Source organism: Streptomyces sp. HUAS 31 (genome assembly GCF_028198125.1).
Classification (GTDB): domain Bacteria; phylum Actinomycetota; class Actinomycetes; order Streptomycetales; family Streptomycetaceae; genus Streptomyces; species Streptomyces chartreusis.
In genome coordinates, this window is sequence record NZ_CP116353.1 from 5,930,728 (window position 1) to 5,956,275 (window position 25,548).

Here is a 25,548-nt window from a genome sequence, read left to right on the forward strand (position 1 = left end):
ACGGTTCTGTCCGTGGCGTGGTATCCGTGGAGTGTGGAGGGTCGGCATCGTCACTCTCCGTCGAATTCATGATCGACTCGACGGAAAGCCGGGCGAGTTTACCCACCCAAACCGATACCTATGCGTCGGGCGGCCAGATTTTCTTCCCCAAACGGGTTGAACTTTTGTTGATCGAGGGTCAGTTGGCCACCTCGGCGTCCTACCCTTCAGAGGGTGAACCAACTGATGTCCCCAGAGTCCGAGGCCGATCAACCAGGGGAAGCGTTCCTCCCCGGCGCCCTGCCGGAGGCGCTCCGTGCCGAACTCGTCGAGTTCCGGCGCGACTTGCACATGCACCCCGAGCTCGGCAACCAGGAGTTCCGTACGACCGCCGCGATCAAGGCCCGCCTGGAGAAGGCCGGTCTGAAGCCGCGTGTGCTCGCCATCGGAACCGGGCTCATCTGTGACATCGGCGAGTTCGACGGCGGGCGGCCCATGCTCGCCCTGCGCGCCGACATCGACGCCCTGCCCATCCCGGACACGAAGAGTGAGTGCTCGTACCGCTCGACGGTGCCGGACCGGGCGCACGCCTGCGGCCACGACGTCCACACGGCCGTGGTCCTCGGCGCCGGCCTGGTCCTGGCCGACCTGCTGAGCCGCGGCGAGCTGCCCCGCCCCGTCCGGCTGATCTTCCAGCCCGCCGAGGAGGTGCTCCCCGGCGGCGCCGCCGACGTCGTCGAGTGCGGGGTGCTCGACGGAGTGGGCCGGATCCTCGCCGTGCACTGCGACCCCAAGGTGGACGCCGGGAAGATCGGCCTGCGGCAGGGCGCGATCACCTCGGCCTGCGACCGGCTGGAAATCTCCCTCGACGGTCCCGGCGGGCACACCGCCCGACCCCATCTGACGACCGACCTCGTCACCGCCGCCGCCCGGGTCGTCACCGACGTGCCCGCGCTGGTCGCCCGGCGCACCGACGCCCGCAGCGGCCTCGCCGTGACCTGGGGGCGCATCGACTCCGGCCACGCGCCCAACGTCATCCCGCAGCACGCCGAGCTCTCCGGGACCGTGCGCTGCCTGGACCTCGACACCTGGCGGCAGGCGCCGGACCTCGTGGTCGCCGCGATCGACGAGGTCGCCAATCTGCACCGCGCCAAGTCGGAGATCAACTACATCCGCGGTGTCCCGCCCGTGGTCAACGACCCGGCCGCGACCGAGCTGCTGCACGAGGCCATGACGGTCCGCCGGGGCGCCGACTCCGTCGAGAGCACCGAGCAGAGCCTGGGCGGCGAGGACTTCTCCTGGTACCTGGAGCACGTGCCGGGCGCCATGGCCCGCCTCGGCGTCCGCGTGCCGGGCGACCGGGTCGGCCGTGATCTGCACCAGGGCGACTTCGACGTCGACGAGTCGGCCATCACGGCCGGGGTGGAGCTCTTCACCGCGGCGGCGCTCCTCGACGCCGTCGGCTAGCCGGAGCGCCCCGGGGCCCTGCCCAGGGGTGCGGCAGCCGCCGGCCACCCGCCCGGCAGGGCGTCGCACGCCCGGAGCAGTTCCGGTTGCGGGCGTCGCATGCCGGGGGGAGTCTGGCCGCATGGCCGGCGGTCCTGTGTGTCATCCGGGCGGAGGCTCCTCCGGTGCGTTCGCCCCATGCGTGCCTTTCGATCCGGTGGTTCACAAGGCCGTAACCGGCCATCGGCACGAATGGATAACGGCAGGACGAAACCCCGTTCCCAGGAGTGTCTACGCGCGTTAATGTGCGCCGAACTCAGCACCCACTGCGGGGCTTGGAGAATGGGGACTTCACGATGCGTCGGACATCCAAACTGACCCGTGTCGCGGTGGGGGTCGCGTCGATCGCGCTCGCCGCCACGGCGTGCGGTGGTACCAGCAGCGACAGTGACAGCGGCAGCGACAGCAGCGGCGACACCAAGGGTCTCGCCATCGCGTACGACATCGGCGGCAAGGGCGACCAGTCCTTCAACGACGCCGCGTACGCCGGCCTGCAGAAGGCCCAGAAGGAGTTCGGCTACAAGACGGCCGACATCGAGCCCACCGAGGGCGAGACGGACGCCGACAAGGAGCAGCGGCTGTCCTCCCTCGCCAAGCAGGGCTACAACCCGGTGATCGGCGTCGGCTTCGCCTACGGCCCCGCGATGGAGGCCGTGGCGAAGAAGTACCCGAAGACCACCTTCGGCATCGTCGACTCCGTCGTCGAGGGCGAGAACGTCGCCTCCCTCGTCTTCGCCGAGCAGGAGGCCTCCTACCTCGCCGGTGTCGCGGCCGCCAAGGCCACCAAGAGCAACATCGTCGGCTTCGTCGGCGGCGTGGACGTGCCGCTGATCCACAAGTTCGAGGCCGGCTACAAGCAGGGCGTCCAGGACACCAACCCCAAGGTCAAGGTCCTGTCGCAGTACCTGACGCAGACCGCGGAGGAGGGTGGCTTCTCCAGCCCGGACAAGGGCAAGGCCGCCGCCGAGGGCCAGATCGAGAAGGGCTCCGACGTCGAGTACGCCGCCGCCGGTCTCTCCGGCCAGGGTGTGATCGAGGCCGCCTCGAAGGCCAAGGTCTGGGCGATCGGTGTCGACTCCGACCAGTTCAAGCAGGCGGCGCTCGCCAACTACAAGAACTCCATCCTGACCTCCGCCCTCAAGGACGTCGGCGGTGCGGTCTTCACGCTGGCCAAGTCCGTCGAGGACGGCAAGCCGCTGACCGGCGTCCAGACCTTCGACCTGAAGGTCAACGGTGTGGGCCTGTCCGAGTCGAACCCGGAGTTCGCGAAGATCGCGGGCCTGACCGACGCCGTGGCGAAGGCCAAGGAAGGCATCATCGACGGCTCCATCAAGGTCAAGACCGAGTAGTCGCGGTCACAGCACAGAAGAGCGGGCGGGCATCCGAGCGGATGCCCGCCCGCTCGGCTTTTCCCAGGTCGGCGTGGATCACCCGCCGCCCTGTGCGCTTTGCTGCCGGCAAGCCCTTGGTCAAGGCCGTGAGTGGAGTTGGCCACGGGGGGATAACAAGGTGTACAGAAGGGGTTTCCTGGGAGGTCTACGCGCGTTACTCTGCGGCGAAAGCCAGCGCCGTAGCTGTGAAGCTGTCCCGAGCTGTACCGTCCGGCGCTTGTACCGACAGGAGTCACCACACATGCGCCGGATTTCCCGGATCACGGTCGCAGGCGCAGCGACCGCCTCTCTGGCCCTCGCGCTCTCCGCCTGCGGCGGCACCTCGACCGAGGCGTCCTCCTCGGACTCGAAGGGCGGCGACAAGGGTCTCGCCATCGCGTACGACGTCGGCGGCAAGGGCGACCAGTCCTTCAACGACGCCGCGTTCGCGGGTCTGGAGCAGGCGAAGAAGGAGTTCGGGTACGCGACGCAGGACGTCGAGCCCACCGAGGGCGAGACGGACGCCGACAAGGAGCAGCGACTGGTGTCGCTGGCCAAGCAGGGTTACAACCCGGTCATCGGTATCGGTTACGCGTACGCCGCCGCCGTCAAGGGTGCCGCGGAGAAGTTCCCGGACACCACCTTCGGCATCGTCGACGACTCCACCGTCGAGTCGAAGAACGTCGCCGACCTGGTCTTCTCCGAGGAGCAGGCTTCGTACCTGGCCGGCGTCGCCGCCGCCAAGAGCACCAAGACGAACACGGTCGGCTTCGTGGGCGGTGTGGACATCCCGCTGATCCACAAGTTCCAGGCCGGCTTCGAGCAGGGCGTCAAGGACACCAACCCGAAGGCCAAGGTCCTGTCGCAGTACCTGACGCAGACCGCGGAGGAGGGCGGCTTCTCCAGCCCCGACAAGGGCAAGTCCGCCGCCGAGGGCCAGATCGAGAAGAAGGCCGACGTCGTCTACGCCGCCGCCGGTCTGTCCGGTCAGGGTGTCATCGAGGCCGCCGCCGCCAACAAGGTGTGGGCCATCGGTGTCGACTCCGACCAGTACACGCAGGAAGCCCTTGCCAAGTACAAGGACTCCATTCTGACCTCGGCGATGAAGGACGTCGCCAAGGCGGTCTACAACCTGGCGAAGTCGGTCGAGGACGGTAAGCCCGAGACCGGTATCGTTCGTGGCGATCTGAAGTCCGGCGAGGTGAGCCTGTCGAACTCCAACCCGAAGTTCGCGGACGACGCCGAGGTCCAGGAAGCCATCAAGACGGCCAAGGAGAAGATCATCAGCGGCGAGATCAAGGTCAAGACCAGCTGATTGCAGTAACACCCTGAGCAGCGGTAACCCCGGGGTTACGTCCGCTCGACGGGGTACGGGGAGGCCTTCCGAGGACCCTTCCCCGTACCCCGTTGTTCGCGGTGCGTCGACCCCTTTCAGGCCATAGGGGCGCTACGCGCGTAGACGACCCCCGTCTCCAGGAGAGTGCGTTATCAACGCGTCCAGCAGCCCTCCGGCCGGCGCGGCGGTCAACGAATCGGTGACCGCCGTCGAGCTCGCCGGGATCACCAAGCGTTTCCCCGGCGTCGTGGCCAACCACGACATCCACCTCACCGTCCGCAAGGGCACCGTCCACGCCCTCGTCGGCGAGAACGGCGCCGGCAAGTCGACGCTGATGAAGATCCTCTACGGCATGCAGAAGCCGGACGAGGGCACCATCGCGATCGACGGCCGGCAGGTCACCTTCTCGTCGCCGGCCGACGCCATCGTCCGCGGCATCGGCATGGTCCACCAGCACTTCATGCTCGCGGACAACCTCACCGTCCTCGAGAACGTCGTCCTCGGCAGCGAGAAGCTCCACGGCATCGGCGCCAAGGCCCGCCGCAAGATCAAGGAGATCTCCGAGCGCTACGGCCTCGGCGTGGAGCCCGACCGCCTGGTCGAAGAGCTCGGCGTCGCCGCCCGCCAGCGCGTGGAGATCCTCAAGGTCCTCTACCGCGGCGCCACCACGCTCATCCTCGACGAGCCGACGGCCGTCCTGGTGCCGCAGGAGGTCGACGCGCTCTTCGACAACCTGCGCGAGCTCAAGGCCGAGGGCCTGTCCGTCATCTTCATCTCCCACAAGCTGGGCGAGGTGCTCTCCGTCGCCGACGAGATCACCGTCATCCGCCGCGGCACCACGGTCGGCACCGCCGTCCCCGCCGAGACGACGCCCCGTCAGCTCGCCGAGATGATGGTCGGCAGCGAGCTGCCGACGCCGGAGACCGCCGAGTCCACGGTCACCGACCGCCCGGTCATCACCGTCGACAAGCTGCGCCTGGAGGCAGCCGGCGGCAAGGCCCTGCTGGACGACATCACCTTCACCATCCACGCGGGCGAGGTCCTGGGCATCGCCGGTGTCGAGGGCAACGGCCAGACCGAACTGGTCGACGCCCTCATCGGCCTCAAGGGCGCCGACTCCGGCACGATCACCCTCATCGAAGAGGAGATCACCGGCTGGTCCACCCGCAAGCGCCGCCAGCAGGGCATCGGCTACATCCCCGAGGACCGCCACCGGCACGGTCTGCTCCTGGAGGCCCCCCTCTGGGAGAACCGCATCCTCGGCCACGTCACCGAGAAGCCGCTCGCCAAGGGCGTATGGCTGGACCCGAAGGCCGCGCAGGAGGACACCCGCCGCATCGTCGAGGCGTACGACGTCCGCACGCCCGGCATCGACGTCACCGCCGCCTCCCTGTCCGGCGGCAACCAGCAGAAGCTGATCGTCGGCCGCGAGATGAGCCACACCCCGCGCTTCCTGATCGCCGCGCACCCCACCCGCGGTGTGGACGTCGGCGCGCAGGCCGCGATCTGGGACCACATCCGTGAGGCCCGCCGCGAGGGCCTGGCCGTGCTGCTGATCTCCGCCGACCTGGACGAGCTGATCGGTCTGTCCGACACCCTTCGCGTGATCTACAACGGCAAGCTGGTCGCGGACGCCGACCCGGCCACCGTCACGCCGGAGGAACTGGGCTCGGCGATGACGGGTGCCGCGACCGGGCACCTGGAGCACGACGACACGACCCCCGAGACTCCCGACCTGCGCAAGTCCCCCGAGTCCGGCGAAGACGAGGCCCGCTGATGAAGAAGTTCGACAAGGAGCGCGTGCTCCTCGCGGTGGCCGGACCGGTCATCGCGCTCGCCGTGGCCTTCGTGCTCACCGCGATCGTGCTGCTCGCCTCGGGCAAGAGCCCGATCGAGCCGTACGCCCTGATGTTCGAGCAGCTCGGCTTCTCCGACATCCAGGTGCTGATCATCAATCAGGCCTCGCTGTACTACATCGCGGCCCTCGCGGTGGCCATCGGCTTCCGGATGAACCTGTTCAACATCGGTGTCGACGGCCAGTACCAGCTCGCCGCCATGATGGCCGCCGTCGTCGGCGCCCACGCGAACCTGCCGGCCGTCCTCCAGGTCCCGCTGCTGATCCTCACCGCCGTCTGCACCGGCGCGTTTTGGTCCGGCATCGCCGGCATCCTCAAGGTCACCCGCGGCGTCAGCGAGGTCGTCGCGACGATCATGCTGAACGCGATCGCCACCTCCGTCATCGCCTACCTGTGGCTGCCGAACGTCTTCGGCGTCAAGGTCGGCAACAACAACACCACCGGCGAGATGCACGAGTCCGGCTGGGTCTCCGGCATCGGCATGGGCGACGCCGGAGAGATCTACGGCCTGGTCTTCCTCGCCGTGCTGCTCGGCATCGCCTACTGGGTCGTCCTCAACCGCACCCGCTTCGGCTTCGACCTGCGTGCCTCCGGCGCCTCCGAGACCGCCGCCGCGGCCAGCGGCGTCGACCCCAAGCGGATGGTGCTCACCGCCATGCTGCTCTCCGGCGGCATCGCGGGCATGGCCGGTCTGCCGATCCTGCTCGGCGACACCCACACCTACAGCCTCAACTTCCCCACCGGCATCGGCTTCCTCGGCATCGGCATCGCCCTGCTCGGCCGTAACAGCCCCGTCGGCATCGCGTTCGCCGCCCTGCTGTGGGCCTGGCTCGACAAGGCATCGCCCGAGCTGGACTTCCACGGCTACGACAAGGAGATCGCGGTCATCATGCAGGGCCTGATCGTGCTCTCGGTCGTCGTCTCCTACGAGGCCGTACGCGAATGGGGCCTGCGCCGCCAGCAGCGCCGCGTCGGCGCGGAACTGGCAGCCGGTCACGTCCTCGGCGCCGACAACAACAAGAAGGAGGTGGCCGGCCGATGACCACCCCGCAGACCTCAGCGGTCGACGTCAACCAGCCCACGCTGCAGCCCGCGGCGCCGACCGGCCGCCGCCTGTCGTGGCAGGTCCTGCTGCTGGTCATCGCCGGAGCCCTGGCGCTGACCTCGATCGTCCGCATCATCACCGGCGCCGACGGCATCACCAACGTCAGCCAGATGTCCACCGCGCTCCAGCTCGCCGTGCCGATCGGACTCGCCGGTCTCGGCGGTCTGTGGGCCGAGCGGGCCGGCGTCGTCAACATCGGCCTCGAGGGCATGATGATCCTCGGCACCTGGTTCGGCGCCTGGGCCGGCTTCCAGTGGGGCCCGTGGACCGGTGTCGTCGTCGGCATCCTCGGCGGCTGCATCGGCGGCATCCTGCACGCCATCGCCACCGTCACCTTCCGCGTCAACCACATCGTCTCCGGTGTGGCGATCAACATCCTCGCGCTCGGCATCACCCGCTACCTCGCGCCCCTCGCCTTCGAGGGCCACGCGGGCGGCTCCGCCAAGCAGTCCCCGGCGGTTGACACCCTCGGCCACTTCACCGTGCCGGGTCTGTCCGACGGCCTGCGGGACCTGAACAACAACGGCTGGTTCTTCATCTCGGACATCGCCGGCCTGCTCGGCGGCCTGGTCACCAACGTCTCCTGGCTGACCCTGATCGCCGTGGCTCTGATCCCCGGCACCTGGTGGATCCTGTGGCGCACCGCCTTCGGCCTGCGCCTGCGCTCCTGCGGCGAGAACCCGATCGCGGCCGAGTCCCTCGGTGTGAACGTCTACAAGTACAAGTACATCGCCGTGATCATCTCCGGCGGCCTGGCCGGTCTCGGTGGCGTCTTCCTCTCCATCGTGGCCAACCCCTTCTACCTGGAGGGCCAGGTCAGCGGCCGCGGCTACATCGGCCTCGCCGCGATGATCTTCGGCAACTGGATGCCGGGCGGCCTCGCCCTGGGCGCCGGCCTGTTCGGCTACACCGACAGCCTCAACCTGCGCGGCGGCTCCCAGAACGTCCACGCCCTCCTGCTGCTCGGCGCCCTCCTGCTGATCATCGGCGCCATCTGGCTGGTGATCCGCAAGAACTACGCCTCGTCGACGATCACCGCGGTCATCGGTGCCCTGGTGTACACCTGGTACGTCACCACCAACGAGGTGCCCAACCAGGTCGTCTCCGCCACGCCGTACGTCGTCACGCTCATCGTCCTCACGTTGTCCGCGCAACGTCTGCGGATGCCGAAGGCGGACGGTCTGCCGTACAAGAAGGGCCAGGGCAAGTGACGCCGGCCGCCTCCCACGACGTCGACTGGGACAAGTTGCGCGCGGCGGCGCTGGACGCCATGTCGCGCGCGTACGCCCCGTACTCCGGCTTCCCGGTCGGTGTGGCGGCTCTGGTGGACGACGGCCGCACGATCACCGGCTGCAACGTCGAGAACGCCTCGTACGGGCTCGCGCTGTGCGCCGAGTGCGGACTGGTCTCGGAGCTGCAGAACACAGGGGGCGGCAGGCTGACGCACTTCACGTGCGTGGACGGCAAGGGCGACGTCCTCGTGCCGTGCGGCCGCTGCCGTCAGCTGCTCTTCGAGTTCGGCGGCCCGGAGCTCCTGCTGGAGACCCCGGCGGGCATCCTGCCGCTGTCGGAGATGCTGCCCCAGGCCTTCGGCCCGGGCCACCTGCGCAAGTAATTCCCGTACGGCCCCTCCGAGTCGCCCATGCGGCCGGTTCGGAGGGGCCGTACGACTTCTGGACCCCTCGGAAGGAAGCAAAGCCATGGCCATGGACGCCATCTCCGTCATCCGCACCAAGCGGGACCGCGGTGAGCTCAGCGACGAGCAGATCGACTGGGTCATCGACGCGTACACCCGCGGGGAGGTCGCCGACGAGCAGATGTCCGCGCTCGCCATGGCGATCCTGCTCAACGGCATGAACCGCCGTGAGATTGCGCGCTGGACGGCCGCGATGATCGCCTCCGGCGAGCGCATGGACTTCTCGTCCCTGTCCCGCCCGACGGCCGACAAGCACTCCACGGGCGGTGTCGGCGACAAGATCACCCTGCCGCTGGCCCCGCTCGTCGCCGCCTGCGGCGCGGCCGTGCCGCAGCTGTCGGGCCGGGGCCTCGGCCACACCGGCGGCACCCTGGACAAGCTGGAGTCGATCCCCGGCTGGCGCGCGCTGCTGTCGAACGAGGAGATGCTGCACGTCCTCGACACGACCGGCGCGGTGATCTGCGCGGCGGGCGACGGCCTGGCCCCCGCGGACAAGAAGCTGTACGCCCTGCGTGACGTCACCGGCACGGTCGAGGCGATCCCCCTGATCGCCTCCTCGATCATGTCGAAGAAGATCGCGGAGGGCACCGGCTCGCTGGTCCTGGACGTCAAGGTCGGCACGGGCGCCTTCATGAAGACCATCGAGGACGCGCGCGAGCTGGCGTCCACGATGGTGGGCCTGGGCACCGACCACGGTGTGAAGACGGTCGCGCTCCTGACCGACATGGCGACCCCGCTCGGCCTCACGGCCGGTAACGCGCTGGAGGTCCGCGAGTCGGTCGAGGTCCTGGCGGGCGGTGGCCCGGCCGATGTGGTCGAGCTGACGATCGCCCTGGCCCGCGAGATGCTGGACGCGGCCGGAGTGAAGGACGCCGACCCGGCGAAGGCCCTCGCCGACGGCTCGGCGATGGACGTCTGGCGGCGCATGATCGCCGCGCAGGGCGGCGACCCGGACGCGGAACTGCCGGTCGCGCGCGAGCAGCACGTCGTCAAGGCCCCGTCCTCCGGTGTCCTGACCCGCCTCGACGCCTACGACATCGGCGTCGCCGCCTGGCGCCTCGGCGCGGGGCGTGCCCGCAAGGAGGACCCGGTGCAGGCGGGCGCCGGCATCGAGATGCACGCCAAGCCCGGCGACCCGGTCACCGAGGGCCAGCCCCTCCTGACCCTCCACACCGACACCCCGGAACGCTTCGAGTACGCGCTCCAGGCGGTGGAGGGCTCCTACGACATCGCGGGCGCGGGGACGGACTTCACGGCTTCGCCGGTGGTGCTGGAACGTATCGCCTGACCAGGCGGTTTCCCTTTCGGGTGAACGGGATCGGTGGACCTCCGCCGGTCCCGTTCGGCATGCTGGGATCGATGACGCACCGATTGGAGACCGCCATGAGCGCACTCACCGTCGACCACTCGTCAGCCGGCGGCCACGAGTGGGACGGCCTCGTCCGGATCTGGGAGGAGACGGACGCGCCTGAGGGCTGCAAGGTGGAGATCATCGAGGGGATCGTCACCGTGGCACCACCGCCGTCCAACGCCCACAACGACATTGCCGACCTTGTGCAGCGCGAGCTGTATCAGGTGATCCCCAGGCAATGGGGCATCTACCAGACCCTGGGAACGGCGGTTCCGTCTCGCGACGGGCTCTACATCCCCGACATCGCGGTGGCGCCGAAGGCCGTGCTCCGTGCCGAGGGGGGGAACTACATTCCTGCAGTTGCGGCCGAACTCATCGTGGAGATCACCTCCAAGTCCAACGCGAGCAACGACCGGATCAAGAAGGCCGCTGGTTACGCGCAGGCGGGGGTGCCGCTCTACCTCCTTATCGACAATTGGGCTCCGGGCGGACCGACGATCACGCTGTTCGGCGAACCTACAGGCGAGGTATACCGCGTGCTCCGCGCCGGCAAGTTCGGTGATCAAATCGAGTTGCCGGAACCCTTCGACCTAAGCCTCGACACCGGTGAGTTCCCTGTTGGCTGACGCACGTCAGCCCAGCAACGCCGCCACCACCACCAACACCGGCACCGACAACACCGTCGACAGCAGGATCGAGTCCCGGGCCAACCGCTCACCCACCCCGTAACTTGACGCGTACGTGTACAGGTTCTGCGCCGCCGGGAGCGCCGACGTCACCACCACGTCCAGCAGCGGAGCTCCCCGCAGGCCGAAGACACCCGCCGCCAGTGCCCAGGCCGCCGCGGGCTGGCCGACCGACTTGAGGGCGACCGAGAGGAACACCGGATGGCGGTCGGGACCCCGGCCGGGCATCGTGCTGCCGCACAGGGAGATGCCGAACGCCAGCAGGACCGCCGGGACCGACATGCCGCCGATCAGGGTCAGGGGGTCCAGGACGGGCGCCGGGATCCGCAGTCCCGTCGCCGACACCGCGACGCCGGCCAGTGAGCCGACCGCGATCGGGTTGCGCAGCGGCGTCAGCACACGGCGCCACAGCGGGCCCTTCTCGCCCTTGCCGGACAGGTCCAGGATCGTCAGGGCGACGGGCGTGACACCGACGAGCTGGAACAGCAGCACCGGCGCCACGAGCGAGGCGTCACCGAGGACGTACACGGCGATCGGGATGCCGAGGTTGCCGGAGTTGACGTAGCTGGAGCACAGCGCGCCGATCGTCGTACGGCCCACTCCCCAGTTCCGTACGACACCGACCGCGACGAAGACCCCGGCCGCCGCGGCCGTGCTCAGTGCCGTCACCAGCAGGCGGCTGGAGAAGATCACCGAGAGGTCGGTCTGCGCGAGAGTGGTGAACAGCAGGGCCGGGGACGCCACATGGAAGGCCAGCTTGGTGAGGACCTCTCGGCCCTGGTCGCCGAGGTAACCGCGCCGGCCGATCGCATAGCCCACCGCGATGACGACCGCGATCACCGCGAATCCCGTCAACACCCCCTGCACGGAACCTCCTTGGCGCGATGCGGGCCGCAGGGTATTCGGGGGCGCGACGATAGGTGGGGCATACAGCAAACCCTCCAGGCAAGGAGGGGACGGGGTCAATGTGATCTCGGTCGGCGGACACCCCCGCGACGCACGGAACCCGGGCAGCGGGCATCGGACGCGGGCAGTGAGGGCACTCAGGCCCGATGAGTTATCGCTTGCCGCCCGGTCTACCGCACGTGGACGCCATGACACCCGCGGTACTCGTGCTGGCCGGCCCCGTCACCCGGGACGAGGTGGCGGGGCTGTGCGACGACGTACGGGCCCGGCTGGAGGCCGGCGGGGCGAGAGTCGTGGTGTGCGACGTGGGCGGGCTGGGACCGCCGGGCCTGGGCGTCGTGGATCTGCTGGCGCGGCTCCAGCTCGCCGCGCGGCGGGCCGGGGGGCGGATCAGGCTGCGCGACCCCGATCCCGCCCTACACGCCCTCCTCGACCTGGTCGGTCTCCGCTTCGAGGTGGACGGGCAGACCGAAGAGCGGGAACCAGCGCTTGGTGTCGAGGAAGAAGTGGAACCCGGTGAGCCGGCCGTCTGAGATCTCCAGGACCTGCACCGCCCAGGGTGTGTAGCCGCCCGCCTCGGGGTCCGGCTTGTACTGGGCGAAGCCCGGCAGTCCGTTCACCTGGACCGGCACCAGTCGTGAGCCCTCGCAGGCGGAACCCAGCGTCGTCATGAAGCCGGCGATGTCGTCGTGGCCCGTCAGCCACAGGTCGAACGGCGGCATCGTCATGATGGCGTCCTCGTGCAGCAGGGCCGTCAGCGCCGTCATGTCATAGCCCTCGAAGGCCGCCACATAGCGGTCCAGGAGCTTTTGCTGCTCGTCGTCCAGCGGGTCGGAGACGGTGGCCTCGGCGCCCGGCTGCTGCTGCTCGGCGAGGGTCGCGCGGGCCCGCTGCAGGGCGCTGTTGACCGACGCGACCGTGGTGCCGAGCAGCTCGGCGACCTCGGTGGCCCGCCAGGCCAGCACCTCGCGCAGGATGAGCACGGCACGCTGCTTGGGCGGCAGCTGCTGGAGGGCGGCCATGAAGGCGAGCCGCACCGACTCCTTGGCGACCGCCGCCTCCGCGGGGTCCTCGGTCGACGGCAGCACACGGCTGTCCGGCATCGGCTCCAGCCAGGTGTTGTCGGGGCGGGGCGAGAGCGCCGCCTGGGCCAGCGGCGTCGACTCCGTCAGGTCCATCGGGCGGGCCCGCTTGTTGCCGGCGGTCAGCATGTCCAGGCAGACGTTCGTCGCGATGCGGTACAGCCATGAGCGGAGACTGGAACGCCCCTCGAACCTGTCGTAGCTCCGCCAGGCCCGGACCATCGTGTCCTGCACCGCGTCCTCGGCCTCGAAGGACGAGCCGAGCATGCGGTAGCAGTACCCGGTCAGTTCGACGCGGTGTTTCTCCAGCCTGACATCGAGGTCCGTCGTCTTTGTCGCCGTGCCGTCGCTCATCGTCCACCCACCCCTGTGGCCGTGCTGTGTCGCGCCTTTGCGCCCAGTACTTGGAAGCTACCGCAGCCCACTGACAACGGCCCCCGGAGCGGACGAACACCCAGGTGAGAGGCGTACAAAAGCCGTTCCCCCCGACCGGCCGACCCCGGTCGGGGGGAAAGAGGACGTGCGACTCAAGCCGTCGCGAGCCGCTGCTGGGCCCGAGCCGCACGCGTTCCTAGGACGGTGATCGTCACGACGCCGAGCACCGCCAGCAGGCCGACCCCGACCGTGCCGGTCCAGCCGCCCGCGTGGAAGGCGATCGCGCCGATGGTGCTGCCCGCGCTGGAGCCGACGTAGTAGGCCGACTGGTACAGCGCGGCGGCCTGGGCGCGGCCCGCCGTGGCCGTCTTGCTGACCGCCGAGGACGCCACCGCGTGGCCCGCGAAGAAACCGCCGGTGATCAGGACCAGGCCGAGCAGGACCAGGGGGAGCGAGTCCGCCAGGGAGAGGAGCAGACCCGCCGCCGTGGTGCCGCCCGCCGCGTACAGCGCGCCCCGGCGGCCGAGGCGGCCCACCAGCCGGCCGGCCGTCGACGCCGACACCGTGCCGACCAGGTACACCAGGAAGATCGAGCCGATGATGCCCTGGGGCAGCGAGAACGGCGCCTCCGTCAGGCGGTAGCCGATCACCGTGTACACACCGCCGAACACCGTCATGAACAGCGCGCCGATCGCGTAGAGGCGCCGCAGCAGCGGGTTCGCGAGGTGGTCGCGGACCGTGCGGGCCAGGACGCGCGGGCGCAGCGAGCCCGCCTTGAAGTGGCGCGGGGCCGGAAGCAGCAGACGGAACGCCACCGCGCAGGCCACCGCGATCACGCCGATCACCCCGACGGCGACCCGCCAGCCCCATTCCTGCGCGACCCAGCCCGTGATCACCCGGCCGCTCATCCCGCCGACGCTGTTGCCCGCGACGAACAGGCCGATCGCCGTGATCAGCGCCCGCGGCCGGACCTCCTCGGCCAGATACGCCGTCGCCGACGCCGGCAGACCCGCCAGCGCGGCGCCCTGGACCGCCCGCAGCACGACCAGGGCCGTCAGGTTCGGCGCGAAGGGCACCACGAGCCCGACGGTCACCGCGACCGCCAGCGACCCCGTCATGACCGTACGGCGTCCGAACCGCTCCGACAGCGCGCTCATGGGAAGGACGAAGAGCGCCAGACCGCCGGTCGCGGCCGCCACCGTCCAGCTCGCCTCGCTCGCCGCCACCCCGAAGTCGCCCGAGATCAGCGGGAGCAGGGCCTGGGTGGAGTACAGCAGAGCGAAGGTCGCGACACCGGCGAGGAAGAGGGCGAAGCTCATCCGGCGGTAGCCGGGGCCGCCCGGGGCCATTCGGGAGTCGACGACAGGGACTGCGGGTGTGGCGTCCACGGTGATGGACGCCCCGGTACTGGCGGGAGACATGCCTCGAAGTTACGTACGGCTCCGCTCATCCGTCCAATGCATGGATTCGCCATAATCGTTCCCATGGAGCATCAGCAGAGGTCACGAGCTCGCCTGTCACCATCCAGTGACACAGAAGACATGACGATGTTGCTGGCGCCACGCCTGGCCCACTTCGCCGGCGTCGCCCGCACCGAGCACGTCACCCGCGCCGCGCAGGAGATGCGGGTCCCGCAGTCCACGCTCTCGCGCGCCATGGTCCGCCTCGAACAGGACCTGGGCGTCGACCTGTTCGCCCGCCACGGCCGCACGGTCTCGCTGACCCCGGCCGGCCGCACCTTCCTCGCCTCCGTGGAACGCGCCCTCGCCGAGATCGGGCGCGCCGCCGAGGAGGTCCGCGCCGACGCCGACCCGGCCACCGGCAAGGTCGCCTTCGGGTTCCTGCACACCATGGGCGCCGAGACCGTACCCGGGCTGATCCACGCCTTCCGCGCCGACCACCCCCGCATCCGCTTCAGCCTCGTGCAGAACTACGGCGAGGCGATGATCGAGCGGCTGCGGTCCGGCGAGCTCGACCTGTGCCTGACGTCCCCGGTGCCGGACGCCCCCGACCTGGTGGCCCGCCGCCTGGACGAACAGAAGCTGCGGCTCGTCGTGCCCGCCGACCACCGCCTCGCCTCGCGCAAGCGCGTCCGGCTGGCGGAGGCCGCCGACGAGACGTTCGTGACGCTGGAACCCGGTTACGGCATGCGCCGGATCACCGACGACCTGTGCCAGGAGGCGGGCTTCAAGCCGCGCATCGCCTTCGAGGGGGAGGAGGCGGAGACCCTGCGGGGCCTGGTCGCGGCGGGCCTGGGGGTCGCGCTCCTTCCCCCGCCGGCCGTACCCCGCCCCGGAGTGGTGGAACTGACGGTCACGGCCCCGAGGGCAGCCCGTGAGATCGGCGTCGCCTGGCTGGCCGACCGGCCGGACACCCCGCCGGTGGCGGCGTTCAAGAAGTTCCTGCTGTCCAGGAGGGGCAACTTGCTGCCCACGTGAGGTCCACTGCCCTCACGTCAACACCGCTACCGGGATCTATTCGCAGTGCTCCGGCCTTCAGGCCGGGGTGAAGCGAATCTGCCGGTGTGACGCGGAGCGTCACCGAGACTGGTCCGGCGGAGCCGGGCGGTGCTCACACCGGCGGGTTCTGCTGCTCGATGTACTGCCTGACCACGGACAGCGGGGCGCCACCGACGGTTCCGGCGAAGTAGGACCCGGACCAGAGTTTGTTGGCCCGCCAGTAATGGCGCACCAGGTCGGGAAACTCCTGACGCAGGCGGCGGGACGAGACGCCCTTGAGGGAGTTGACCAGCTTGGTCACGGCGACCTTGGGCGGGAAGTTCACCAGCAGGTGGACGTGATCGCCCTCGCCGTTGAACTCCACCAGCTCGCAGTCGAAGTCCGCACACACCGACCGCATGATCTCCTCCATGCGCCTCAGGTGGGCGTCGGTGAACACCTTGTGCCGGAACTTGGTCACGAAAACCAAGTGGACATGCATCGCGAAGGTACAGTGCCGACCAGTTCTGATCTTATGCATCTCACCCATAACCCAAGTATCTATCGTGGCTGACATGCAGCTCAGGTACAGCTTCCGCCTGTACCCGGACACCGGTCAGCAGACTGCGTTGGCGAAGGCGTTCGGGTGCGCCCGTGTCGTGTTCAACGACGCGGTCCGCGCCCGTGAAGACGCCCGCAAGGCCGAGCAGCCGTTCCCGACGGCCGGTGACCTGTCGAAGAAGCTGATCACGCAGGCGAAGCAGACCGAGGAGCGGTCCTGGCTGGGCGAGGTCTCCGCGGTGGTGCTCCAGCAGTCTCTGCGCGACGCCGAGGCCGCCTACAAGAACTTCTTCGCCTCCCTGAGAGGCACCCGCAAGGGCCCGAAACTGGGCGCGCCCCGGTTCAAGTCCCGCAAGGACACCCGGCAGTCGATCCGGTTCACCGCCAACGCCCGCTGGACCATCACCGGCAGCGGCCGTCTGAACCTGCCGAAGATCGGCGCAGTGAAGGTGAAATGGTCCCGCGCCCTGCCCGTCACACCGTCATCCGTGACCGTCGTCAAGGACGCGGCCGGAAGATTCTTCGCGTCCTTCGTCATCGACACCGACCCCGCCGCCGACCAGGCGCGGATGCCGCGGACCGGCCGCACCATCGGCATCGACCTCGGCCTGACCCACTTCGCCGTTCTCTCCGACGGCACGAAGATCGACTCCCCGCGCTTCCTGCGCCGGGCGGAGAAGAAGCTGAAGAAGGCCCAAAAGGAACTGTCCCGCAAGCAGAAGGGATCGAAGAACCGCGAGAAGGCGCGTGCGAAGGCCGCCCGCGCCCACGCGAAAGTCGCCGACGCGCGCCGTGAGTTCCACCACCAGCTCTCCACGAAGCTGATCTCCGAGAACCAAGGGATCGCCGTGGAGGACCTGTCGGTGGCGGGACTGGCGCGCACCAGGCTGGCCAAGTCCGTCCATGACGCGGGCTGGGCGTCGTTCGTGACCATGCTGAAGTACAAGGCCGAACGGTACGGCCGCACCCTGGTCGCCATCGGCCGGTTCGAGCCCACCAGCCAGACCTGCTCCACCTGCGGCACCAAAGACGGACCCAAACCCCTCAACGTGAGGGAATGGACCTGCAGCGCCTGCGGCACCGTCCACGACCGGGACACCAACGCAGCGATCAATATCAAGACGGCCGCCGGACTGGCGGTATCGGCCTGCGGAGCGCCGGCAAGACCAGAAGCGATCCCGGCACAGCGCGAAGAAACAGGAAGCCACGGATTCCCGGCCGGAAACCGTGCCGCGTAGCGGCACAGCCACCAGTCAGAGAAGGCCAGAATCCTCGCCCTTCAGGGCAAGGAGCATGTCAACGCCGCAATGACTTCCCGAACCCGGAGGCCAACGGCATCCGCAGCCCCAGCGGCGGCGGAGCCGCGAACGCGTCGGCCACCGGCCGTGAGAACGCCCTGCCGAACAGCACGCCCATCACGAAGTCCTGTGCCAGCGCCAGGACTTCGTCCCGGTGCTGATGCAACGCGTGCCGGTCGGAGTGCACTTCGAACCGGCACACGTCCCGGTTCGCCTTCTTCGCCCGCTCCGCCAGCCGGAACGACAGCTCGGGGTCGGTCCGCTCGTCGTTCGTGCCGTGCACGAACAGCACTCGCCGCCCCGCGAGCTGTTTCACCGGTTCGGGTGCCGCCGCCATGTCCTCCTCCGGCAGCCAAGGGGCGATCGCCAGCACCGAGTTGACGGCCTCGTGGCCACCCGCGTGCAGCGCGGCCCGGGCGCCCATGTCGACCCCGACCATGCACACGGGGACGTCGCCGTAGCGCCGTACGGCCTCGTCGGCCGCCCACAGCGCGTCGCTCGCGAGGTTCGCGGCGCTGCCGTTCCAGCCGCGGTAGCGGTAGCGCACGACATGCGTGGCCAGGCCGTCGTCCCGCCCCGCCCGCGTCAGCCGGCGCCCCAGCGTCCGCACGTAGGAGGTCGCCAACAATGGCGCCGGCTTGCGATGTGAGACCTCGTCACCCCCGGGAAGCAGGAGTACGACCCCGCTCACCGCCGTCGGTTCCGGCCCGATCGCCTTGCCCAGCCGGACCCTGCGCACCGGCGTCGCTTGCTGTGCCATGACAGAACAGTGTCAGAAGCACGGGTGTACGCCACCCGTCCTCGGGGTCACCGTTACGTATCGACGGATTCGTACAAGCGGGAAAATGGGGTGTTCAGCGGGTGATCTACGCGCGTAGGCGTTATGGTGCGGAAATGACGAGCGAGACTGCCCAGAAGGCGAACACCCCGAGCTCGGACCAGATCCGCCGGGCGCCGAAGGTTCTGCTGCACGATCACCTCGACGGCGGGCTCCGCCCCGGCACGATCGTCGAGCTGGCCCGCGACACGGGCTACACCCACCTCCCCGAGACCGACCCCGACAAACTCGGGATCTGGTTCCGGGACGCCGCCGACTCCGGATCCCTGGAGCGGTATCTGGAGACCTTCTCCCACACCGTCGGCGTGATGCAGACCCGCGACGCCCTCGTGCGGGTCGCGCGCGAGTGCGCCGAGGATCTCGCCGAGGACGGCGTCGTCTACGCCGAGGTGCGCTACGCACCCGAGCAGCACCTCGAAGGCGGGCTCAGCCTCGAAGAGGTCGTCGAGGCCGTCAACGAGGGCTTCCGCGAGGGCGAGCGGATCGCGCGGGAGAACGGTCACCGCATCCGCGTCGGCGCCCTGCTCACCGCCATGCGGCACGCCGCCCGCGCGCTGGAGATCGCCGAACTCGCCAACCGCTACCGGGACCTGGGCGTCGTCGGCTTCGACATCGCGGGCGCCGAGGCGGGGCATCCGCCGACCCGGCACCTCGACGCCTTCGAGTACCTCAAGCGCGAGAACAACCATTTCACCATCCATGCCGGCGAGGCCTTCGGGCTGCCGTCCATCTGGCAGGCCCTCCAGTGGTGCGGCGCCGACCGGCTCGGGCACGGGGTGCGCATCATCGACGACATCCAGGTGCACGCCGACGGCTCCGTGAAGCTCGGCCGGCTCGCCTCCTACGTCCGCGACAAGCGGATCCCGCTGGAGCTGTGCCCGAGCTCCAACCTCCAGACGGGGGCCGCCGATTCGTACGCCGAGCACCCCATCGGGCTGCTGCGCCGGCTGCACTTCCGCGCGACGGTGAACACCGACAACCGGCTGATGTCGCATACGAGTATGAGCCGGGAATTCGAGCATCTTGTCGAGGCTTTCGGATACACGCTCGATGACATGCAGTGGTTCTCCGTCAATGCGATGAAATCATCGTTCATTCCTTTCGATGAACGGCTCGCGATGATCAATGACGTCATCAAGCCCGGATATGCCGAACTGAAGTCCGAGTGGCTGTTCCGGCAGACCTCGTCTACCAGCGACTCTGCCGAAGAGCAGGGCTGACCTGGGATCCTTCGGTCACACGTAATGCGGGCGGCATTCACAATCCGTCCGCATTTCGATGTTTGCGGCCGGGTGCGGGGCGTGTTTACGGTCGAGGACCGCTTACATCCCCGTAACCAATTTTCGAGGACTCATTTCATGAAGCAGTCTGCTGCCAAGACCCTCGGTGTCGCCGCTCTCGGTGCCGCCTTCGCCGCCGCGGGCGCGGGTGCCGCGAACGCCGCGCCGGTCGCGCCCGACGCCGCCGGTTCGGCGCTGGACAGCGTCACCCGGACGCTCCCCGCCGAGAACCTCGCCCAGTCGGCGCCCGGCGCCGGTGCGGGGCTGGCGCAGGGGGGTGCCGGGCTGGCTCAGGGGCAGGAGGCGCTCGCCGCCGGTCTGTCCGCCGCGCAGCCGGCCGCCGAGCAGGCCGTGGCCGGTGGGCCGACCGGTGTGGTCGCCGGGCTGCTCGGCGGGCTGCCGGTACAGGGGGCGGCGACCGAGGGGCTGCCGGTTCAGGGGCTGCCGGTTCAGGGGCTGCCCACTCAGGGGCTGCCGGTGAACGGGCTTCCGCTCGGCTGAGTTCGGGTCGGCCGGGTGCTCGCTCGGTCGGAACGCACCGCTGGGGCGCACCCTTTGGACATGGGGTGCGCCCCGGCGGCTTTGTGCTTTGGAGGGGGCTGAGAGGGGATGGGGGTGGAGGGGGTGGTATTTACCAGGCCGTGCGGGTCTTGTTCTCCGAGGGGAGCAGGATCCACATCGCTATGTAGAGCAGGAACTGCGGGCCCGGGAGCAGGCAGGAGAGCAGGAAGATGACGCGCAGGGTCGTCGCGGAGGTGCCGAAGCGTCGTGCCAGCGCGGCGCACACTCCGCCGATCATGCGGCCGTTGGTGGGTCGGGCGAGCGCGGTCATGGTGCGGCTCCTTCGCGAGCGTCGGTCGAGGGCCTTCCTTGTGGGGCCTTCGAGTGGGTGCCTCATCTGACATCCACGCTACGCAGACGAACCGGGCAAAGCGTCACTCTACGGAGCTATGCCGACCCTGGGAATCGTCGGGGTACGACCCTGAGTCGGCTCATCCTGGGGAGTGGCGGGGCGGTCGGCTCGCTCGGACCTGCGGCGGAGGTGGGTGCGGGCCGCCGGGACGATCGCCGCGTGGGCGAGGGCCACGCCGAGGGTGTTGAGGAGCAGCGAGTCGACGTCCACGACCTGGCCGGGGACGCCGGTCTGCAGGAGCTCTATGCCGAGGGAGATGAGGGCGCCCGCGGCCACCGTGCGGACGAGGGAGCCGAGGGGGGAGGCGGTGAGGCTGCCGTGTGCGGTCGGGATGAGGACGCCGAGGGGGGCGAGGAGGGCGAGGCCCTCGATGATGCGGCGGGCGGCTTCCTGCCAGCCGAGGGCGAGGTCGGCTCTGATGCCTGCGAAGGGTTGCAGGTTGGCGGGGGTGACCCAGGGGACGTCCAGGGGGCGCAGGGTGAGCCAGGCGACGAACGCGAGGTGTGCGAGCAGGAGGATGCCTCCCGTCACACGGATGCGGATCGCGGCGCTGCCGCCGATGGAGCCTTGACGCTGCACGCCCCCGTAGACGCGCTGTCCGGCGGGATCGGTTCCGGGGTGTGGGTTTGTGGGGTGAGGTGTCTGCCACACCGGGATGCCTGCGGCGGCCCGTTGCGCCGAGTGGGGGTGCGGGTAGCGCCTGCGGGTGGTGGGTGGGTCGGGGACGTGCCGGGGGGTGTCCGTCCTCGGTCGGGCGGTTGCCGGCGTCAGGGCTGTGCTGTTTCTTGACGCCCGCCGCTGCGGGCGGACACCCCCCGGCACGTCCCCTTGCCGCCGTACGCGGGTGCAGACCGCCTTGTGGCGCGGGGCGACTGCAACACCCCAGGGGCGCGGGGAACTGCGCAACGGTTGTGACGGCTACGGTCACGGCCTGGCGCAGGCCCACTGCAACCCCCTGCCTTTAGGGGCGCGGGGAACTGCGCGATCGGCCACGACGGGCCCGCAGACGTCGTACCGGCGTCAGCCGTCTGTTACCTCGGTCGACGGGGGCTCGTTGCTGCCGGGGCGGGTTCGGACCTCGTTCGTGCATTCGTAGCGGCGGGGGGTGTCCCGGGTCGGGCCGCCCAGGATCACCGAGCCGTCGCCCTCGGCGGCCGAGGAGTCGGAGAAGGTGCAGACGATCTGGGCCAGGGCGTACGACGTGAGGTCTTCGGGGGGTGTGCTCAGGCGCAGGGTCTCGTCGGGGTCGTCGGGGCGGGGGCCGGTGGCTCCCATGGCGCCTCGGACGTCCGTGGTGTAGCCGGCCTCCTTCTCGGTGGCCGACGGGGTCGCCTCCAGTTCGTCCAGGAGGCCCTGTGCCACCAGGACGCGGCGGGCGGAGTCCGCGGTGCCGTCGGGCACGCGGACCGTCCGGTCCACCGCCACCAGTTGGGAGCCGCACAGCAGGAACACCTGGACCGGCAGGCCCCGCTCGGCCTGTGTCGAGATGTTCGGTTCGGAGAGGGAGCAGTGCACGCGGGACGGGGCCGGACCGAAGTCGGTCGGGACCTCCGTGGAGCGTATGCCGCAGCCCGTGAGGAGGGCGGCGGAGAGGGTCGTCAGGGTCAGGAGGCGGCGCTTCTTCATTACGCGTCTCCCTTTGGCGGGTTGTCCTGTGGCGTCGCGTCCGAGGTGTCCCTGGGGAGGCGCAGGGTGAAGATCGCGCCGCCCTCGGGGGAGTTGGCGGCAGTGATCTCGCCGCCGTGGATGTGGGCGTTCTCCAGGGCGATGGAGAGGCCCAGGCCGCTGCCCTCGGAGCGGGGGCGGGACGCGCTGGCCTTGTAGAAGCGGTCGAAGACGTGGGGCAGGACGTCCTCGGGGATGCCGGGGCCGTGGTCGCGTACGGCGATGACGATCTCGTCGTCCGTCACCCGGACCGCCACGCGCACCGGCGAGCCGCCGTGCTTGAGGGCGTTGCCGATGAGGTTGGCCAGGATGACGTCCAGGCGGCGGGGGTCGAGGCGGACCATGATGCCGCGCTCGGCGTCCAGATCGACCGCGTCCAGCCAGGCGCGGGCGTCGATGCAGGCCGTGATCTGGTCGGCGATGTCGACGTGGTCCAGGACCAGACGGGCCGTGCCCGCGTCGAAGCGGGTCACCTCCATGAGGTTCTCGACCAGGTCGTTCAGGCGGCGGGTCTCGCTGACCACGAGTCGTACGGCCGGCTCGATCATGGGGTCCATGGAGCCGGACTCCGCTTCCAGCTCCTCCTCCAGGACCTCGGTCACGGCCGTGATCGCGGTGAGGGGGGTGCGCAGTTCGTGGGACATGTCCGCCACGAAACGGCGGGACGACTCGTCGCGGGAGGCCATGTCGGCGACCCGCTTCTCCAGCGCGGCCGCCGCGTTGTTGAACGTCCGGGACAGGTCCGCCAGTTCGTCCGTGCCCGAGACGCGTAGGCGGGTGTCCAGTTTGCCCTCGCCGAGGCGGCGGGCCGCGACGCCTAGGCGCTGCACCGGCTTCAGTACGGTCGTGGCGGCGGCCTGCGCGAGCAGCGCCGAGCCGATCAGGGCGAGGCCGGTGGCGATGCCGAGGGACCAGGCGAGGGAGTTGAGGTCCTTCGCCTCCTGCTCCAGAGACTTGAGCATGTAGCCGGTCGGACCGCCGCCGTTGACCTTGGTGCCGGCGATCAGATACGGAGTGTCGTCCTCCACTATCCGCTGCCAGTACAGGTGGTACTCCGCCTTGTTGGAGGAGTTGACCTCCTGCTTCTCGTTCACGGCCGTGCGCAGGGACTTCGGGACGTCCGCGAGGGTGAAGCCGTCCAGGCCGCCCGAGCTGCCGTAGGCGGGAGCGCCGGAGGCGTCCTGGGCCACCAGGAGCACGCTGAAGCGCTGGCTGCTGTTGGCCATCTGACCGGCGGTGTGCTGGAGTTCGTCCTGCGTGGGCTCCTCGGGCAACAGGCCCGCGCGGTTCTGCATCTCCTGCTCGAAGTCGCGCAGCACCGCGTCCTGCGTGCGGGTCAGCACCGCCTCGCGGTTGAGCCAGTAGGCGATGCCGGACGCGGACACGGCGGCCGTGAGGGCCACGAGGCCGAAGACGACGACCAGGCGCAGCCGCAGGCTCGTGAAACGCAGCCTCGACCACACCCCCTTGCGAGCCGCGAACCAGCCGCGGAATCCCCCCTGCGCTTCTGTCACTGAGGCGCGTCCAGGCGGTAGCCGACACCACGGACGGTACGGATGAGCGTGGGGGAGGACGGGACGTCCTCGACCTTGGCACGCAGGCGCTGGACGCAGGCGTCCACGAGGCGGGAGTCGCCCAGGTAGTCGTGCTCCCAGACCAGGCGCAGGAGCTGCTGGCGGGACAGGGCCTGGCCCGGGCGGCGGCTCAGTTCGAGCAGCAGCCGCAGCTCGGTCGGGGTGAGCTGGAGGTCCTCGCCGTTCTTGGTGACGGTCATGGCCGCGCGGTCGATGACCAGGCTGCCGAAGGCCGCCGCGTCGTTCGACTCACGCTCGCCGCGCCGCAGCACGGCCCGGATGCGGGCGTCGAGGACGCGCCCCTGCACGGGTTTGACGATGTAGTCGTCCGCGCCGGACTCCAGTCCGACCACGATGTCGATGTCGTCGTTGCGCGCGGTCAGCAGGATGATCGGCAGCTGGTCGGTGCGCCGGATACGACGGCACACCTCGAAGCCGTCGATACCGGGCAGCATCACGTCCAGCACGATCAGGTCCGGCCGCTGCTCGCGCAGCAGTTTCAGACCGTCCTCGCCGGTGGCAGCAGTGGCCACCCGGTGTCCCTGGCGAGTCAGTGAGAGCTCCAGGGCCGTACGGATGGCGTCGTCGTCCTCGATCAGCAACAGGGAAGGCACGGGGGTCATTCTGGCCCATGCGGGGGTGGTCTTTCGACTCCTGTACGAGCAGTAGGGATACGTGTGCGTAGCGCTGCCGGCTGTGTCCGCGCTGTGGTGGCGCTGGGGGCGGGCTCTGACACAGGCCCCTGTGACAGCTCTGTGACAGTCGGCGGACACGGCGATGAAAGTGCCCGGGCAAGCTTTTCGGCACAAGGCAAGACAGCAGGACGCAACACAGCAGGACGCACGAGCAGAACACCGGAAGTCCACGACGGGGGGCGCGAGATGAACACGCTGCACGGCACCAGCACCAGCGCAGTGATCACGCGTCTGCACGACGTGAACGGGGGCCGGGGTTCGGAGAAGTCCGGTGCCGTGAGCGGGCGGGGGTGCGCTCGCGGCACCGGGCGTCAGCACACCGCGTACATGACGGTGGTTGACGGTTTCACGGGGGAACCGCACGGGGGAAGCGCGTACAGGGAGGACTCGGGGGAGCGTCGTCGCTCGCTGTCGGAGGCGGAGTTCACCGCCTACGTCCAGGAGCGCCGCGCCTCCCTGTACGCAACCGCCTACCACCTGACCGGTGACCGATTCGAGGCCGAGGACCTGCTCCAGAGCGCGCTGTTCTCGACCTACAAGGCCTGGGACCGGATCAGCGACAAGGCCGCCGTCGGGGGTTACCTGCGGCGGACGATGACGAACCTGCACATCAGCGCGTGGCGCCGCCGCAAGCTGAACGAGTACCCGACCGAGGAGCTGCCGGAGACGCCCGGCGACACGGACGCGATGCGCGGCACCGAACTGCGCGCGGTCCTGTGGCAGGCGCTGGCCCGGCTGCCCGAACTCCAGCGGACGATGCTGGTCCTTCGTTACTACGAGGGCCGCACCGACCCGGAGATCGCGGACATCCTCGACATCAGTGTCGGCACGGTGAAGTCCAGCATCTGGCGGTCGCTCCGCCGGCTGCGCGAGGACGAGGTCCTCAGCTTCGGCCGTGACGAGGAGGACGCCTTCGGGGAGCTTGTCGCCTGAAGGTTTGGGGGGACCGCGGGGGAGCGGTAACAAGTGGGGGGATCCACGGTGGCTGGGGGGCCAACGGGGAACCCACGGGGGAACGGGGGGTGCTCCGCCACGGGG

The 25,548-nt window shown here is 69.6% G+C and carries 25 protein-coding genes; 15 read left to right on the forward strand and 10 right to left on the reverse strand.

Going from position 1 to position 25,548, the window contains the following annotated elements; all coding sequences use genetic code 11:
• Positions 1 to 225: 225 nt before the first annotated feature.
• The 9 genes from PGH47_RS26545 (at position 226) to PGH47_RS26585 (ending at position 10,825) form a co-directional block, all read left to right on the forward strand.
• Positions 226 to 1,446, forward strand: a complete 1,221-nt coding sequence (locus PGH47_RS26545; protein WP_271665497.1) for a M20 family metallopeptidase — start codon at positions 226 to 228, stop codon at positions 1,444 to 1,446.
• Positions 1,447 to 1,781: 335 nt separating this feature from the next.
• Positions 1,782 to 2,834 carry a BMP family lipoprotein gene (locus PGH47_RS26550; RefSeq protein ID WP_271665498.1) on the forward strand — a complete coding sequence of 351 codons (1,053 nt, stop codon included), beginning with the start codon at positions 1,782 to 1,784 and terminating at the stop codon, positions 2,832 to 2,834.
• Between the two features lie 283 nt (positions 2,835 to 3,117).
• Complete coding sequence (locus PGH47_RS26555; protein ID WP_271665499.1) at positions 3,118 to 4,170, forward strand: BMP family lipoprotein; 1,053 nt, start codon at positions 3,118 to 3,120, stop codon at positions 4,168 to 4,170.
• Between the two features lie 220 nt (positions 4,171 to 4,390).
• Positions 4,391 to 5,968, forward strand: coding sequence for an ABC transporter ATP-binding protein (locus tag PGH47_RS26560; RefSeq protein ID WP_271665500.1), 1,578 nt, complete (start codon positions 4,391 to 4,393; stop codon positions 5,966 to 5,968).
• On the forward strand, positions 5,968 to 7,089 hold the full coding sequence (locus PGH47_RS26565) for an ABC transporter permease (protein WP_271665501.1): 1,122 nt from the start codon (positions 5,968 to 5,970) through the stop codon (positions 7,087 to 7,089). Before PGH47_RS26560 ends, PGH47_RS26565 begins: the two co-directional genes overlap by 1 nt.
• Positions 7,086 to 8,363, forward strand: coding sequence for an ABC transporter permease (locus PGH47_RS26570; RefSeq protein WP_125525040.1), 1,278 nt, complete (start codon positions 7,086 to 7,088; stop codon positions 8,361 to 8,363). The genes PGH47_RS26565 and PGH47_RS26570 overlap by 4 nt, the downstream gene beginning before the upstream one ends.
• Positions 8,360 to 8,767, forward strand: a complete 408-nt coding sequence (locus PGH47_RS26575; RefSeq protein ID WP_030967094.1) for a cytidine deaminase — start codon at positions 8,360 to 8,362, stop codon at positions 8,765 to 8,767. The genes PGH47_RS26570 and PGH47_RS26575 overlap by 4 nt, the downstream gene beginning before the upstream one ends.
• A 91-nt stretch (positions 8,768 to 8,858) precedes the next feature.
• A complete protein-coding gene (locus PGH47_RS26580; RefSeq protein ID WP_271668160.1) occupies positions 8,859 to 10,136 on the forward strand; it encodes a thymidine phosphorylase in 1,278 nt (425 codons plus the stop codon).
• Between the two features lie 95 nt (positions 10,137 to 10,231).
• Positions 10,232 to 10,825 carry a Uma2 family endonuclease gene (locus PGH47_RS26585; protein ID WP_271665502.1) on the forward strand — a complete coding sequence of 198 codons (594 nt, stop codon included), beginning with the start codon at positions 10,232 to 10,234 and terminating at the stop codon, positions 10,823 to 10,825.
• A 6-nt stretch (positions 10,826 to 10,831) separates the two neighbouring features.
• On the opposite strand, the gene PGH47_RS26590 is transcribed toward PGH47_RS26585, so the two are convergent.
• On the reverse strand, positions 10,832 to 11,752 hold the full coding sequence (locus PGH47_RS26590) for an AEC family transporter (RefSeq protein WP_271665503.1): 921 nt from the start codon (positions 11,750 to 11,752) through the stop codon (positions 10,832 to 10,834).
• A 185-nt stretch (positions 11,753 to 11,937) separates the two neighbouring features.
• On the opposite strand from PGH47_RS26590, the gene PGH47_RS26595 reads away from it, so the two are divergent.
• A complete protein-coding gene (locus tag PGH47_RS26595) occupies positions 11,938 to 12,324 on the forward strand; it encodes an STAS domain-containing protein (RefSeq protein WP_271665504.1) in 387 nt (128 codons plus the stop codon).
• Here PGH47_RS26595 and PGH47_RS26600 read toward each other — a convergent pair.
• Together PGH47_RS26600 and PGH47_RS26605 are read right to left on the reverse strand one after the other, a co-directional pair.
• Positions 12,208 to 13,227 carry a sigma-70 family RNA polymerase sigma factor gene (locus PGH47_RS26600; protein ID WP_271665505.1) on the reverse strand — a complete coding sequence of 340 codons (1,020 nt, stop codon included), beginning with the start codon at positions 13,225 to 13,227 and terminating at the stop codon, positions 12,208 to 12,210. The two genes, PGH47_RS26595 and PGH47_RS26600, sit on opposite strands and share 117 nt — an antisense overlap.
• A gap of 173 nt (positions 13,228 to 13,400) precedes the next feature.
• Positions 13,401 to 14,669, reverse strand: coding sequence for an MFS transporter (locus PGH47_RS26605; RefSeq protein WP_271665506.1), 1,269 nt, complete (start codon positions 14,667 to 14,669; stop codon positions 13,401 to 13,403).
• Positions 14,670 to 14,732: 63 nt separating this feature from the next.
• Between PGH47_RS26605 and PGH47_RS26610 the strand changes: the two genes are divergently transcribed.
• Positions 14,733 to 15,686 (forward strand): LysR family transcriptional regulator, encoded by a 954-nt coding sequence (locus tag PGH47_RS26610; protein WP_126899733.1) that lies wholly within the window; start codon positions 14,733 to 14,735, stop codon positions 15,684 to 15,686.
• Positions 15,687 to 15,819: 133 nt separating this feature from the next.
• Here the strand turns inward: PGH47_RS26610 and tnpA are convergent, their stop codons facing one another.
• Entirely contained in the window at positions 15,820 to 16,236 is a 417-nt protein-coding gene (tnpA, locus tag PGH47_RS26615; protein ID WP_271665507.1) for an IS200/IS605 family transposase, read from the reverse strand.
• A gap of 25 nt (positions 16,237 to 16,261) precedes the next feature.
• Here tnpA and PGH47_RS26620 point away from each other — a divergent pair, with 25 nt between their 5' ends.
• Entirely contained in the window at positions 16,262 to 17,485 is a 1,224-nt protein-coding gene (locus PGH47_RS26620; protein WP_271665508.1) for an RNA-guided endonuclease InsQ/TnpB family protein, read from the forward strand.
• Between the two features lie 58 nt (positions 17,486 to 17,543).
• Here the strand turns inward: PGH47_RS26620 and PGH47_RS26625 are convergent, their stop codons facing one another.
• A complete protein-coding gene (locus PGH47_RS26625; protein WP_271665509.1) occupies positions 17,544 to 18,305 on the reverse strand; it encodes an alpha/beta hydrolase in 762 nt (253 codons plus the stop codon).
• A gap of 134 nt (positions 18,306 to 18,439) precedes the next feature.
• On the opposite strand from PGH47_RS26625, the gene PGH47_RS26630 reads away from it, so the two are divergent.
• Together PGH47_RS26630 and PGH47_RS26635 are read left to right on the forward strand one after the other, a co-directional pair.
• Complete coding sequence (locus tag PGH47_RS26630) at positions 18,440 to 19,603, forward strand: adenosine deaminase (RefSeq protein WP_271665510.1); 1,164 nt, start codon at positions 18,440 to 18,442, stop codon at positions 19,601 to 19,603.
• Between the two features lie 138 nt (positions 19,604 to 19,741).
• A complete protein-coding gene (locus PGH47_RS26635) occupies positions 19,742 to 20,164 on the forward strand; it encodes an ATP-binding protein (RefSeq protein ID WP_271665511.1) in 423 nt (140 codons plus the stop codon).
• Between the two features lie 130 nt (positions 20,165 to 20,294).
• Here the strand turns inward: PGH47_RS26635 and PGH47_RS26640 are convergent, their stop codons facing one another.
• The 5 genes from PGH47_RS26640 to afsQ1 form a co-directional block, all read right to left on the reverse strand.
• Entirely contained in the window at positions 20,295 to 20,495 is a 201-nt protein-coding gene (locus tag PGH47_RS26640; protein WP_271665512.1) for a PspC domain-containing protein, read from the reverse strand.
• Between the two features lie 108 nt (positions 20,496 to 20,603).
• Positions 20,604 to 21,155, reverse strand: coding sequence for a VanZ family protein (locus PGH47_RS26645; RefSeq protein WP_271665513.1), 552 nt, complete (start codon positions 21,153 to 21,155; stop codon positions 20,604 to 20,606).
• Positions 21,156 to 21,596: 441 nt separating this feature from the next.
• Positions 21,597 to 22,202, reverse strand: a complete 606-nt coding sequence (locus PGH47_RS26650; RefSeq protein WP_271665514.1) for a hypothetical protein — start codon at positions 22,200 to 22,202, stop codon at positions 21,597 to 21,599.
• The gene (locus PGH47_RS26655; RefSeq protein ID WP_271665515.1) at positions 22,202 to 23,755 is read right to left on the reverse strand and encodes a sensor histidine kinase; all 1,554 of its coding nucleotides are present in this window, start codon (positions 23,753 to 23,755) and stop codon (positions 22,202 to 22,204) included. Before PGH47_RS26655 ends, PGH47_RS26650 begins: the two co-directional genes overlap by 1 nt.
• Positions 23,752 to 24,429, reverse strand: coding sequence for a two-component system response regulator AfsQ1 (gene afsQ1, locus PGH47_RS26660; protein ID WP_037867721.1), 678 nt, complete (start codon positions 24,427 to 24,429; stop codon positions 23,752 to 23,754). Before afsQ1 ends, PGH47_RS26655 begins: the two co-directional genes overlap by 4 nt.
• Before the next feature lie 267 nt (positions 24,430 to 24,696).
• Here afsQ1 and PGH47_RS26665 point away from each other — a divergent pair, with 267 nt between their 5' ends.
• Positions 24,697 to 25,443: a SigE family RNA polymerase sigma factor gene (locus PGH47_RS26665; RefSeq protein WP_093747095.1), complete on the forward strand. Its 747-nt coding sequence runs from the start codon at positions 24,697 to 24,699 to the stop codon at positions 25,441 to 25,443.
• The last annotated feature ends 105 nt before the right edge of the window (positions 25,444 to 25,548 follow it).